The sequence below is a fragment of the Serratia sp. D1N4 genome, from assembly GCF_054552755.1.
The window spans coordinates 300,148-312,968 of sequence record NZ_CM137274.1; the positions used below are offsets into that span (position 1 = coordinate 300,148).

Annotated in this window: 13 protein-coding genes; 7 read left to right on the forward strand and 6 right to left on the reverse strand. The window is 55.1% G+C overall.

The genetic code is table 11. From position 1 onward, the window contains the following. Positions 1-24 precede the first annotated feature (24 nt). Positions 25-582 (reverse strand): DcrB family lipoprotein, encoded by a 558-nt coding sequence (locus ACX1CU_RS01310; RefSeq protein WP_459400867.1) that lies wholly within the window; start codon positions 580-582, stop codon positions 25-27. 135 nt (positions 583-717) lie between these two features. Then, positions 718-1,383: a 7-cyano-7-deazaguanine/7-aminomethyl-7-deazaguanine transporter gene (locus tag ACX1CU_RS01315; RefSeq protein WP_459400868.1), complete on the reverse strand. Its 666-nt coding sequence runs from the start codon at positions 1,381-1,383 to the stop codon at positions 718-720. Positions 1,384-1,603: 220 nt separating this feature from the next. On the opposite strand from ACX1CU_RS01315, the gene tusA reads away from it, so the two are divergent. Continuing rightward, positions 1,604-1,855: a sulfurtransferase TusA gene (gene tusA / locus ACX1CU_RS01320; RefSeq protein WP_459400869.1), complete on the forward strand. Its 252-nt coding sequence runs from the start codon at positions 1,604-1,606 to the stop codon at positions 1,853-1,855. A 33-nt stretch (positions 1,856-1,888) separates the two neighbouring features. Here the strand turns inward: tusA and ACX1CU_RS01325 are convergent, their stop codons facing one another. Then, positions 1,889-4,204, reverse strand: coding sequence for a zinc/cadmium/mercury/lead-transporting ATPase (locus ACX1CU_RS01325; protein ID WP_459400870.1), 2,316 nt, complete (start codon positions 4,202-4,204; stop codon positions 1,889-1,891). Positions 4,205-4,779: 575 nt separating this feature from the next. On the opposite strand from ACX1CU_RS01325, the gene ACX1CU_RS01330 reads away from it, so the two are divergent. Further along, positions 4,780-6,348 (forward strand): serralysin family metalloprotease, encoded by a 1,569-nt coding sequence (locus tag ACX1CU_RS01330; protein ID WP_459400871.1) that lies wholly within the window; start codon positions 4,780-4,782, stop codon positions 6,346-6,348. A 49-nt stretch (positions 6,349-6,397) separates the two neighbouring features. After that, complete coding sequence (locus ACX1CU_RS01335) at positions 6,398-6,757, forward strand: AprI/Inh family metalloprotease inhibitor (protein WP_459400872.1); 360 nt, start codon at positions 6,398-6,400, stop codon at positions 6,755-6,757. A gap of 40 nt (positions 6,758-6,797) precedes the next feature. Here ACX1CU_RS01335 and ACX1CU_RS01340 read toward each other — a convergent pair whose 3' ends face one another. From ACX1CU_RS01340 to rsmD, 3 genes are all read right to left on the reverse strand, one after another. Beyond that, positions 6,798-7,424 carry a lysoplasmalogenase gene (locus tag ACX1CU_RS01340; protein ID WP_459400873.1) on the reverse strand — a complete coding sequence of 209 codons (627 nt, stop codon included), beginning with the start codon at positions 7,422-7,424 and terminating at the stop codon, positions 6,798-6,800. A gap of 124 nt (positions 7,425-7,548) precedes the next feature. Then, positions 7,549-7,821, reverse strand: a complete 273-nt coding sequence (locus ACX1CU_RS01345; RefSeq protein ID WP_459400874.1) for a DUF1145 family protein — start codon at positions 7,819-7,821, stop codon at positions 7,549-7,551. Continuing rightward, positions 7,811-8,434, reverse strand: coding sequence for a 16S rRNA (guanine(966)-N(2))-methyltransferase (rsmD, locus tag ACX1CU_RS01350; protein WP_459400875.1), 624 nt, complete (start codon positions 8,432-8,434; stop codon positions 7,811-7,813). The genes ACX1CU_RS01345 and rsmD overlap by 11 nt, the downstream gene beginning before the upstream one ends. A 182-nt stretch (positions 8,435-8,616) precedes the next feature. Here rsmD and ftsY point away from each other — a divergent pair, with 182 nt between their 5' ends. The 4 genes from ftsY to rpoH all read left to right on the forward strand — a co-directional run bounded on the left by ftsY (position 8,617) and on the right by rpoH (position 12,785). Next, a complete protein-coding gene (gene ftsY / locus ACX1CU_RS01355; RefSeq protein ID WP_459400876.1) occupies positions 8,617-9,993 on the forward strand; it encodes a signal recognition particle-docking protein FtsY in 1,377 nt (458 codons plus the stop codon). Between the two features lie 5 nt (positions 9,994-9,998). Then, positions 9,999-10,670 carry a cell division ATP-binding protein FtsE gene (gene ftsE / locus ACX1CU_RS01360; protein ID WP_459400877.1) on the forward strand — a complete coding sequence of 224 codons (672 nt, stop codon included), beginning with the start codon at positions 9,999-10,001 and terminating at the stop codon, positions 10,668-10,670. Continuing rightward, positions 10,660-11,613, forward strand: coding sequence for a permease-like cell division protein FtsX (gene ftsX, locus ACX1CU_RS01365; RefSeq protein ID WP_459400878.1), 954 nt, complete (start codon positions 10,660-10,662; stop codon positions 11,611-11,613). Before ftsE ends, ftsX begins: the two co-directional genes overlap by 11 nt. A 314-nt stretch (positions 11,614-11,927) precedes the next feature. Continuing rightward, a complete protein-coding gene (rpoH, locus tag ACX1CU_RS01370; protein WP_459400879.1) occupies positions 11,928-12,785 on the forward strand; it encodes an RNA polymerase sigma factor RpoH in 858 nt (285 codons plus the stop codon). The last annotated feature ends 36 nt before the right edge of the window (positions 12,786-12,821 follow it).

Below are 12,821 nucleotides of genomic sequence, written 5' to 3' on the forward strand. Positions count from 1 at the left end.
GTACGAACACCGGCCCTTGCTACATTAAGGCTGTAACTTCAACGAACTGATAATGCTTTCGGCTTCGCTTTGCGCCTGCTGTTGGTTATCCGCGGGCAGCGTGACCTGAATGGTCAGCAACTGGTTACCCAATTCACCGAGCAAGATCGACGAGTAAGCCTTTTGGCCGCTGCTGGTAATGATGCTATCCAGTTGGCGCAATGACACCCCGTTGATATCGATAACTTTGTTGGTGATCACCTGCAGGTTGGCATCGCGTGAGCGCTGTTGCTGTTCCATGTTCTGGGCCAGAGTTTCCAGGCTGTCTGTCGGTTTATCGCCCAGGATGATGATCAACGCCCGTTGGCCGGTGCTGTCGGCGAAGACGTGGCGGTTATTGGACTGCTGGCTCAGCTTGCTGCTCTGATCCGCCATGCCGTTTGGCAGGTTAAAGGCCAGTTTGCCATCCAGTAAGCTCACCGTCTGGTTAGCTGCGGTACTCGCGCTGCCGTTGACCGGCTCGTTGTTGTCTTTGGCACCGTCACAGGCCGCGAGGCCAAGCACTAACAGGCTGATACCCATCAATTTTGCTACTTTACGCATGGGGCTTCCTTATTCCTTCACAGGTAGGGGGTTGTAGCGTATGGCACCGTATTCCAGGCTGAAATGCAAGGCAGATGTTGTCACAAGGCTTGTTTGCGCAGCAGAGGGGCAGTCGAGCCACCCCTTATCAGCGGATTAACTCGGCTGTAATTGGCCGTCTTGCTGGCGCGATGCCAGGCGTTTGAGCAGCATGTTTAGCAGCACGCCGTACATCGGCAGGAAGAACAGCATGCAGATCAGCACTTTGAAGCCGTAATCTACCAGCGCAATTTCCACCCAGTTGGCGGCCATAAAGGGGTCGCTGCTTCTATAGAAAGCGATGAAGAAGAACGCCAATGTATCGCTGATATTGCCGAGGAACATCGCCGCTGCCGGGGCGAGCCACCAAGTGCGGCGTTGGCGCAGGCGGTTGAAGACGTACACATCCAGGATCTGGCCCAGCACGTAGGCCATAAAGCTGGCGACGGCGATGCGTGCCACAAACAGGTTAAAGCTGGTCAGCGCGCCCAGGCCCTGCCATTCCCCCTGAAACGTGACGGTAGAGATCACATAGGAGATGAACAGCGCGGGGACCATCACGGCGAGGATAATTCTGCGCGCCAGCGGGGCACCGAAGATCCTGACCGTCAGATCGGTCGCCAGGAAGATGAATGGGAAAGTAAATGCTCCCCAGGTGGTGTGAAAGCCGAAAATGCTGATCGGCAACTGCACCAGATAGTTACTGGAGGTAATGATGGCAATATGGAATAGCGATAGCCAAACCAACGCGGTAACGCGTTGTTGAGCGGTAAACGAATACATGATGTTGCCTTTTTAAGTTGGGGTGAGGGAACCCATATTTAACGGTAGAGATTTTACCTGCGTGGCGCATAATACGCGTTTGCGCAACCAATGCAACCTAGGTTGTGGTTAAATTTCACGCAAACGTTAACGCATGTTGCACAGAAAAACCACTGGCGTAAACTATATGCCAGTGAGATCCGGCGAGCCTTCGCCGATCGTTTTTGATCGAGAACAATGCATGACTGATATTTTTACCCAGGCAGACCAGACGCTTGATGCGCTGGGCTTGCGCTGTCCGGAACCGGTAATGATGGTGCGTAAAACCGTGCGCCATATGGACAACGGTAAAACGTTGCTGATTATTGCCGACGATCCGGCCACCACCCGCGATATTCCGGGTTTTTGCCGCTTTATGGAACACACGCTGGTCGCGCAGGAAACCGAAACGGCCCCTTATCGCTATCTGTTGCGCAAAGGGCTGGTGGAGTAACGTCAGGCCCGCGTGGGGCCTGACGGATTGTTGCTATGGGCGTTTCTTCAACAGACGCAGCGCGTTGGCGGTCACCAGCGCGGTAGCACCGGAATCTGCCAACACTGCCAGCCATAAGCCGGTCATCCCCAGCAGGGTGGTGATCAGGAAGATCCCTTTCAACCCGAGCGCGATGGCAATGTTCTGGCGAATGTTGGCGTGCGTGGCGCGTGCGATACGAATCATCTCGGCTACCCCAACCAGGCGGTTGTGCGTCAATGCGGCGTCGGCCGTTTCCAGCGCCACGTCGGTACCGCTGCCCATGGCGATGCCGATACTGGCCGCTTTCATCGCCGGGGCATCGTTGATGCCATCACCAATCATTGCCGTCTGCTGCTGCTGATTCAGCGCCGTGATGGCTTGCACCTTGTCTTCCGGCATCAATCCTGCGCGGTAATCAATCCCCAACTCGTTGGCAATAGCTGCCGCTGCGCGTGGGTTATCACCGGTCAGCATGACGCCGCGAATGCCCAATTCTGCCAACTCGGCAATGGCCTGTTTGGCGTCGTTGCGCAAGGTATCACGCAGTGCCAGCAGGCCAACGGGAACTCCCTCTTCCAGCACCACTACGGCGGTTTTCCCTGCTGTTTCCAGGGTTTCAACCTGGCTGCGCCATTCGCGGCTGAGCTGGCTTTCTGCCAACTTACCCGGCGCGCTGATCAGAATGGTTTTACCGTTAACCACACCCTCTACGCCAATCCCCGCCAGTGCCCGGCGGCTTTCAGCCAGCGGCAGTGCTTCGCCGTTTTCCCCGGCGCGATTGATGATGGCCTGCGCCAGTGGATGGTGTGAACCGGCCTCGACCGCTGCCGCCAGAGCCAACAATTGCTGCTCGCTGACGCCGTTGGCTGGCAACACGTCGGTGACGGTCGGCTTGCCTTCGGTCAGCGTGCCGGTTTTATCGAACGCAATGGTTTGTACTCGGCCCAACTGTTCCAGCGCCGCCCCGCCTTTAATCAGCGCACCACGGCGGGTAGCGGCGGCCAGGCCGGAGGTGATCGCCGCCGGAGTCGAGATCACCAGCGCACAAGGGCAACCGATCAGCAGCAGGGTCAGGCCACGATAGATCCACATTTGCCAAGGTTCGGCGAACAGCAGCGGTGGTACCAGGATCACGGCAACCGCCAGCAGCATAATCGCCGGGGTGTAGTAACGGCTAAAGCGATCGAGGAAGCGTTCGATCGGCGCACGGCGCTCTTCGGCTTCTTCAATCAACTGCAAAATACGGTCGATGGCATTTTTGCCCGGTTCAGAGGTCACTTTCATCTGCGCCGCCTGATCGACCGACAAGCTGCCAGCCGCCACTTTCTCCCCTTGTTGGCGTTCAACCGGCACGGATTCACCGGTTAATGCGCTTTCATCAAAGCTGGCGAAGGGGTTGAGCAACTCAGCATCGGCAGGCAGACGGCCACCCGGCGCGATTTCAATCACATCGCCGGGGCGCAGGCTGGCGACCGGCACCTTTTTGCGTGCGTTACCCTGGATCAGCAGGGCATCCTCCGGCACCAGTGCCATCAGGGCTTTCACGCCTTTGCGGGCGCGGTTGGCGGCATAGGATTCCAGCAGTTCCCCTACCATAAATAGCAACAGCACCATGGCGGCTTCGGCCGTGGCACCGATGAACAGTGCGCCAATGGCGGCGACGCTCATCAGGGTTTCAATAGCAAACGGGGTGCCTGAGCGGATCAGGCGCAGCGCTTTACGGCCGATAGGTGCCAAGCCGACCAGTGTGGTAATGATAAAAGCTATCTGGCCGAATTGCGGGTTGATGAGATCCAAGATCCAACTGCTTGCCATCAGTAGCGAGAGCAGTAGCAGTGGGCCGAATTCGCCAAGGCGCGAGGTTTTCGGCTCATCGGTTTTGACTGCCGTATTCAGCAGGGTAAAACCAGCCTGTTTTACCGCATCTTGTACGCGCAGGCTGATATCGCTCTGGGCATCCACCACCAGTTTTTCCGTGGCAAACAGCACGCGCGCGCTTGCGACACCGGGAATGGACGTGACGGCATTTTCAATTTTTTTGGCACAGCTTGGGCAATCCATGCCGGTGACTTTCCAACTGAAACGCTGGCTGCCGGAAGAGGGAACGGCAGCCAGCCTGTCGCTTTCCTCATCCGGATCGTCGTGACCGCTGCTGCAACAGCTGGCACTTTGCTCATGGGCATGTTCGTGGGAATGGGCGTGATTTTCCGCCCCAGTGGTTTTTTCACTGCTGCAACCGTGCTGAGTTTGCGCGTGGCTATGGTTGCAGCCGCAGCCGTTCTCTTTATGGCTATGTTCCTGATGATTATGTTCTTTATGAGTATGCATAACGCCCCCTTCAGGCAATTAACGGTGTTCTCAGGATTGACTCTACACCTTGGAGCTGACTCCAGAGTCAAGACCTATATGAGAATTATTACTAACTGCAGCGGGCGATATGTCGATGCCTCGTTGTGAAATATAAAATACAAATGAATTAATATTAAAACTTAATAATATAAATATATTCAATAAAATTTATTATTTTTGAGTGAAATGCCAGCATAACTCTCTTGTCTCTGCATGCCGCAGCATGGCTGAAGTTTGTAGCCAATATTCCATCGTTATCCTGCCTTAACTTTGTTGTTTGTTGATAAAAGCAGCGTTATTAACTTATTTGTTGCGAATAAACAGTTGATCGTTTTTAACAGCGTGCTGGGCCCCTGCCTATACTTGGAAACGATTGCCATTTGAGATGGTGATCTTATTTACCGATTTACCTGCATTAATTCTACCTGAATCACTGCCAGCAATGGCGCATCAGTCCCTCTCGCCGTTTCATAATGTATGTACTGTGGATGGTGGGGTGGTTATGTCTATCTATCTGATTAATAGACAATCAGATAATGAGTGGAATCGAACCAATGCAATCGACGAAAAAAGCAGTTGAAGTCACTGGATCCAATTTGTCGGCGACCACCGGTTATGACGCAGTCGATGCTTTACTGCATTATCATGAGCGAGGTAACGGGATTCAGATTAATGGCAAGGATTCATTTTCTACCGAGCAAGCTGGGTTATTCATTACACGTACTAATCAAACCTGGAATGGCAAAGGGGTTTTTGACCAGTCGGTTAAGTTAACCTTCTCATTCCCAGATTATAAATTCTCCACCACCAACGTTGCGGGTGACACTGGGCTCAGCAAGTTCAGCGTTGAGCAGCAACAGCAGGCGAAGCTATCGCTGCAATCCTGGGCTGATGTTGCCAATATTACCTTTACCGAAGTGGCGGCCAGCCATAAGGCTAATATCACCTTTGGTAACTACAGCCAGGATTACCCTGGTCATAATGATTACGGGACTCAGGCCTATGCCTTTTTGCCGGGTTCGGTTTATCAGGGACAGGATCTCTCCGGCCAGACTTGGTACAACATCAACCAGTTCAATGTGAAACACCCGGCCACCGAAGATTACGGCCGCCAAACGTTCACCCATGAAATCGGCCATGCGCTGGGCTTGAGCCATCCGGGTGACTACAACGCTGGCGAGGGCAACCCAACCTATCAAAACGCCAGCTATGCCGAAGATACTCGTCAATTTAGTCTGATGAGTTACTGGAGTGAAACCAACACGGGTGGCGATAACGGCGGCCATTACGCGGCGGCACCGCTGATCGACGATATTTCCGCGATCCAGCATCTGTATGGGGCCAATATGACCACCCGTAGTGGTGATACCGTGTATGGTTTTAATTCCAACACCGATCGTGATTTCCTCAGCACTAGCAGCGACGCACAGAAAGTGATCTTCGCCGCCTGGGATGCGGGTGGCAACGATACCTTTGATTTCTCAGGGTATACCGCTGACCAGCGCATCAACCTGAATGAAAAATCTTTTTCTGATGTGGGTGGGCTTAAAGGCAACGTGGCGATTGCCGCCGGTGTCACCATCGAAAACGCGATTGGGGGCTCAGGCAACGATGTGATCGTGGGCAATGCTGCCAGTAACGTGCTGTTCGGCGGTGCGGGCAACGACATACTGGCCGGTGGCGATGGTAACGACCGCTTGTGGGGGGATGGGGGTAACGACATCTTGTTTGGTGGCAACGGCCATGATCAACTGCTCGGCGGTGCAGGAGATGATATTTTGTATGGTGGTGCGGGTGCCGATCAACTGTTTGGTGGTGAAGGCAAGGATACCTTTGTATTCACCGCTGCCAGCGATTCCACCCCTGAATTTAGCGACTATATCTACGACTTCGAGAGTGGTAGCGATAAAATTGACCTGTCGTTCTTTAATCAGGGCGCGCAGGGCAAAGATTTCATCCACTTTGTCGATCACTTGAGCGGGGCCGCCGGTGAAGCATTGCTGACTTATGATGCGGCCAGCAACCTGAGTCATCTGGCACTGAATCTTGGCGGATATCAGACCCCTGATTTCTTGTTGAGGATCGGCGGTCAGGCCGATTTGACGGCAGACTTTATCGTTTAGCAGGATGCATGTAGGGGTAGCATGGCTGCCCCTACTTGCAGGAGCCTCTATGAAAGGCAGATTAACGCGTGCCGCTATGGTAGCGGTGAGCATCACAGTGATGGGAGCCGCGATGGCCAGCAGTTTAGTTCTTCCGACCGCACAGTCACTGGCAGGCCAGTGGCAGATTACCGATCGCCAGCAGCAGTGCCAGGTGGAGTTTCTCGCCAGCGAGCAACAGGGTGCCAATGGTTATCAACTGCGGGATCGCGAGCACTGTTTGAAAACCCTGTTTGCCGCAGAGGTGGTTGGCTGGCGGCCAGCGCCGGATGGTATTGCGTTATTACAGGCGGACGGCAGCACCTGGGTGTTTTTCTCACGCATGGGTGATGTTTATAGCGGGGCTGGCTTGACGTTAAAGGCGCTGTAACAGGCAAAATGGGTTCGGCGAACCGAACCCATGGTATCTATTACAGATAGAGCGAACGGACGATCAGGAAATGGCCGACGAAGTAGCAGAAAGCCACAATCGCGTCTGCAGCCTGAAACGTGAAGCGGTAGCGGTTCAGCAGCCACACCACGTTGGCCAGCAGCAGCAATGATGCGCCCGCCAGCAGTGAGAAGCTGAAATCGGTGCTGCGCAGGAAATATTGTTCACCTGCCAGCCACACCATCAGCAACGTCATTGCCACCAGGGTGGCGATCGGCCAGCGCATCTCTTCCAACCGGCTCCAGATGGTTGCCAACAGCGCTGCCCCGATGATGAGTAACACCACAGGCAATGGCCAGAACAGGCTGAACGTCATCTGGCTGGTAAAGCTCAGGGTATAGAGTAAATGTGAAAGGAAGAACGCGCCGATGGCATACAGCACGCGTTCGCGTGGCAGCATGAGCAGGGCATCCCCCACCAGCGTGGCCAACAGGCCCAGAACGATCAGATAACCGGTTGCACCCAGCACCGGTGCCTGCCAGGCCATCAGTAGCATCAGTAGCAGCGTGACCGGTTTAAACACCCAGCGTTGCCAACGAGGACCGCGGTAGGAGGCATCGACGAACAGCCAACCGGAAAAAAATACGGCAAGGAACGGCCAACTCATTTTGTCTTCCTTATTTATGATGGGAGCTGTGTCACCAGCTCCAGATTGTCACTCGTGTCACTTCTTCAGTTTAGGCAGCGCGCGTAAGTTAGACAACGCTTTCTTCGGGATCCCTGATTGAGGTCTATTTCTTCTTGATCGGTGGCTGCTTCTTCTGCCAGGCCAGCATTTCAAAGACGCCAAAAATAAAAATTTTGGCTTGCTGCCAGCGGCTGATGGGCTGATCTTTCGGCTGGGTGGATTTCAGCAATACCAGTTGCAGCCCATGCATCACCACCATAAAGAACAGCGCCACGTCGATGAAGTATTTCAGCGGTTTGGGGTACGGCGAGAACAGGTTAGTGAGCAAAAAGCCCCACACGCACAGCATCAGCAAGCGGCCCAGATTAATCAGCATGTTCGGTTTTCTCATCAATAGAACGGATGTAAAGACGGTAGGCCACCTGACCAGCGATTTTCTCGCGGTGCAGCGTCCAGGTTGCAGGGACATCAGCGGCTGCGCTTTCGGCTTCAGCCTCGACATAAATCCACGCCTCATCCGCCAGCCAGCCTCGTTGTTCTAACAGTATAACGGTTTCGGCCAGCAACCCTTTGCGGAATGGCGGATCGAGAAATACCACGTCAAAGGGTTGCCCGTTGCCCGCTAGCCAATGAAGCGTATTGGTATGGATGACCTGCCCCTCGCCCTTTAGCAACGCCAGGTTTTTCTCCAACTGCTGGGCTACCGGCCGTTCATATTCCAGCAGCGTAGCGCTGGCGGCGTAGCGCGATAGCGCCTCCAGCCCCAGCGCACCGCTACCGGCGAAACAGTCCAGGCAGCGAGCGCCGCGGATCACCGGAGCCAGCCAGTTGAACAGCGTTTCACGCACGCGATCGGTGGTGGGCCGCAGCCCTTCACTGTGAGGAACCGGGAGTTTACGCCCGCGCCACTGGCCGCCGATAATGCGGATTTGGCCAGCAGAGGCCGATGGCGCTTTTTTAGCCGGGCTGCGTGAAGATATTTTTGCCATAGAGAGTTTCGGAGTTAACAAAAAGTTGCCGCCATTCTACCGGTGTGGCGCGCCGGGGGAAACGTAAAACGCTGTTGCTCTGGAAAGCATGCCCGATGCGTGTTGCTGTGCGAGGGAAAGTGATAGACTCGGCGGATTAATTTTTGCATTGGCAAGCTATTGGTACGGAGTAGGGTTAATAGATGGCAAAAGATAAGAAACGTGGGTTTTTCTCCTGGCTGGGCTTCGGCCAACAGGAAGAAAAGCAGCAACAACCTGAGCCAGCCGCAGAGCAACAGGAGCATCAGGTTGCAGAAACTCCGGTTGCCCCAAAACTGGACGACAAGCTTCCCGCTCAGGAATCCGAGCCAGCCGATCTCAACGATACCCCAGGGGAGTGGGATGCCGGCCAGAACGGCGAACCGATTGCCGAAAATATCCCGGCGCTGATCGAACACAGTGCTGCAGTGGAGGAGCCCGCCCCAGCCCAAGAGATCGAACCCCTTATTGAACCGGTGGCAGAGGTGGTTGAACCTGAGCCAGAGCCAGAGCCAGAGCCAGAGCCAGAGCCGGTTGCCACCATGGCCGAGATCGAAGCCCCGGCAGAAATCCCCGAATTACTGGCCCCGGCGGTAACGCAGGAGCAGGAACGCCCGAGCAAAGAGGGCTTTTTTGCCCGCCTGAAGCGCAGCCTGCTGAAAACCAAACAGAATCTGGGTTCTGGTTTTATCGGCCTGTTCCGTGGCAAAAAGATCGACGACGAGCTGTTCGAAGAGTTGGAAGAACAGCTGCTGATTGCCGACGTCGGCGTGGAAACCACGCGTAAAATCATCGAGTCTCTCACCCAGCATGCCAGCCGCAAGCAGTTGAATGACGCCGAGGCGCTGTACGGCAAACTGAAAGAAGAGATGTCAGAAATTCTGGCGAAGGTGGATCAGCCGTTGGACGTTGGCGGTAAAACGCCGTTTGTCATCCTGATGGTCGGTGTTAACGGCGTGGGTAAAACCACTACCATTGGCAAAATGGCGCGTCAGTTCCAGGCCGAAGGCAAGTCGGTGATGTTGGCAGCGGGCGATACCTTCCGTGCTGCCGCGGTTGAGCAGTTGCAGGTCTGGGGTGAGCGCAACCGCATTGCGGTGGTGGCCCAGCATACCGGCGCCGATTCCGCCTCGGTGATCTTCGACGCCGTACAGGCCGCCAAGGCGCGTAACATCGATGTGCTGATCGCCGATACCGCTGGCCGCTTGCAGAATAAAGCGCACCTGATGGAAGAACTGAAGAAGATCGTGCGCGTCATGAAAAAACTGGACGAGCAGGCCCCTCATGAGGTTATGCTGACCCTGGATGCCAGCACCGGGCAGAACGCGGTCAATCAGGCGAAATTATTTAATGAAGCCGTAGGTTTAACCGGTATTACGCTGACTAAACTGGATGGTACCGCCAAAGGCGGGGTGATTTTCTCCATCGCCGATCAGTTCGGTATCCCGATCCGTTATATCGGCGTTGGTGAAGGCATTGAAGATTTGCGGCCGTTTAAGGCTGACGATTTTATTGAGGCACTTTTTGCCCGAGAGGATTAATACGGATGATTCGCTTTGAACAGGTCAGTAAAGCTTATCTGGGCGGACGGCAGGCGCTGCAAGGGGTAGATTTCCATCTGCGCCCGGCGGAGATGGCGTTTCTGACCGGCCATTCCGGCGCGGGGAAAAGTACCCTGCTGAAACTGATTTGTGGTATCGAACGGCCGAGCGCGGGGCATATCTGGTTCGGCGGGCATGATATCAGCCGCTTGAAAAGCCGCGAAGTGCCCTTCCTGCGCCGCCAGATCGGCATGATTTTTCAGGATCACCATTTGCTGCTGGATCGCACCGTGTACGACAACGTGGCGATGCCGCTGGTGATCGCCGGTGCCAGTACCGAAGACATTCGCCGCCGCGTGTCGGCTGCGCTGGATAAGGTTGGGCTGCTGGATAAAGCGAAGAACTTCCCGATCCAGCTTTCTGGCGGCGAGCAGCAGCGCGTCGGCATTGCCCGCGCGGTGGTGAACAAACCCGCCGTTCTGCTGGCGGATGAACCAACCGGTAACCTGGATGATGCGCTGTCGGAAGGCATTTTGCGCCTGTTTGAAGAATTTAACCGCGTTGGGGTCACGGTACTGATGGCCACCCACGACACCGGGCTGATTGCGCGCCGCAACTACCGCATCCTGACGCTGAGCCAAGGCCGCATGGCAGGAGGAGTGCATCATGGCGAATAACGCAAAAACGGCCAAGAGCAAGGCACTGCGCGGCGGCTGGCGCGAACAGTGGCGCTACGCCTGGATGAACGCCATCGCGGATATGCTGCGCCAACCCTTGGCAACGCTGCTGACGGTGATGGTGATCGCCATCTCCCTGACGTTACCCAGCGTCTGTTACATCGTGTGGAAAAACGTCAGCACGGCAGCCACCCAGTGGTATCCAACGCCGCAGTTGACGGTCTATCTGGATAAATCCCTTGATGATGACGCGGCGGTGAAAGTGCTGGACGCCATCAAGGCGGAAGCGGGCGTGGAGAAGGTGAATTACCTGTCGCGTGAAGAAGCGCGCGGTGAATTCCGCAACTGGTCCGGTTTTGGCGGTGCGCTGGACATGCTGGAAGAGAACCCGCTGCCCGCGGTGGCTATTATCACGCCGAAGATGAGTTTCCAGAGCTCCGATACGCTCAATACCCTGCGCGATCGCGTCGCAGCGGTACACGGTGTGGACGACGTGCGGATGGACGACAGCTGGTTTGCCCGCTTGGCGGCGCTGACCGGTTTGGTGGGCCAGGTAGCGGCGATGATCGGCGTGCTGATGATCGTGGCAGTGTTCCTGGTGATTGGTAACAGCGTGCGTCTGAGCATCTTCAGCCGCCGCGATACCATCAACGTGATGAAACTGATTGGCGCGACCGATGGCTTTATTCTGCGCCCGTTCCTGAACGGCGGTGCGATGCTCGGTTTCTTTGGTGCCCTGTTCTCGCTGATCCTGTCTGGGGCGCTGGTGTGGAAGCTGGAATCGGTGGTCACCAGCGTGGCAAAAGTGTTTGGCACCACCTTTACCCTGCATGGTCTCGGCTGGGATGAAGCCCTGTTGTTACTGCTGATTGCCGCCATGATTGGCTGGGTTGCCGCCTGGTTGGCCACAGTGCAACATTTACGCCGATTTACACCACAATAAATGATTTTTTGATATACTCTTCTCCTGCTGCGTCCCACCGTGTTGCGGGAGAAGAGCACTCAAACAGCAAGTTATCCAGCCTCTTTTCAATAACGCACAAATTTCCTATTATTCTGAGCTTTCGTCACGTATTGTCATTAGCGTTGCGAGCGAAAAATACGGAACTTATAGGGTAGAACACGGTCGAAAATGGCAGCAAATGTTAAGGTGCCCGGCGTGTGGAACCGCTTTTGCAACAGCAATAGCCATAAGATCAATAACTCCCCCGCCGTAAAATCATCTGCATGATCTGTTTTATCAAGAGAGGGTTTTGAATGACCAAAGAAATGCAAACTTTAGCCTTAGTCCCACAGGGCAGCTTGGAAGCCTATCTGCGGGCAGCCAACACCTATCCGATGCTGACGGCAGAGGAAGAGCGGGAATTGGCTGAACGGCTGCATTATCAGGGCGATCTGGAAGCAGCTAAGTTGCTCATCCTGTCCCACCTGCGCTTTGTTGCTCATATTGCCCGTAACTATTCAGGATATGGGTTGCCGCAGGCAGATCTGATCCAGGAAGGGAATATCGGCCTGATGAAGGCGGTGCGCCGCTTCAATCCAGAAGTGGGTGTGCGCCTGGTGTCCTTTGCCGTGCACTGGATCAAGGCAGAAATTCACGAATACGTGCTGCGTAACTGGCGCATTGTCAAAGTGGCCACGACCAAGGCACAGCGCAAGCTGTTCTTTAACCTGCGCAAAAACAAGCAGCGTCTGGGCTGGTTCAACCAGGACGAAGTGGAACTGGTGGCGCGTGAACTGGGTGTAACCAGTAAAGACGTGCGCGAGATGGAATCCCGCATGGCCGCACAGGATATGACCTTTGACCCAACGCCGGAAGACGAAGGGCGTGATGGTCAGGCAATGGCGCCGGTGCTGTATTTGCAGGATAAAAGCTCAGACTTTGCCGAAGGCATTGAGGAAGATAACTGGGAAAGCAGTGCCGCAGACAAACTGGCCTTCGCGCTGGAAGGTCTGGACGAGCGCAGCCAGCATATCATCCGCGCCCGCTGGCTGGACGATGACAACAAGTCCACGTTGCAGGAACTGGCCGATCAGTACGGTGTTTCCGCCGAACGTGTGCGCCAGCTTGAAAAGAACGCCATGAAGAAGCTGAAGATGGCGATCGAAGCGTAATTCTGCTCAGCGCATTGCAAAAGCCCGGTCTGTGTT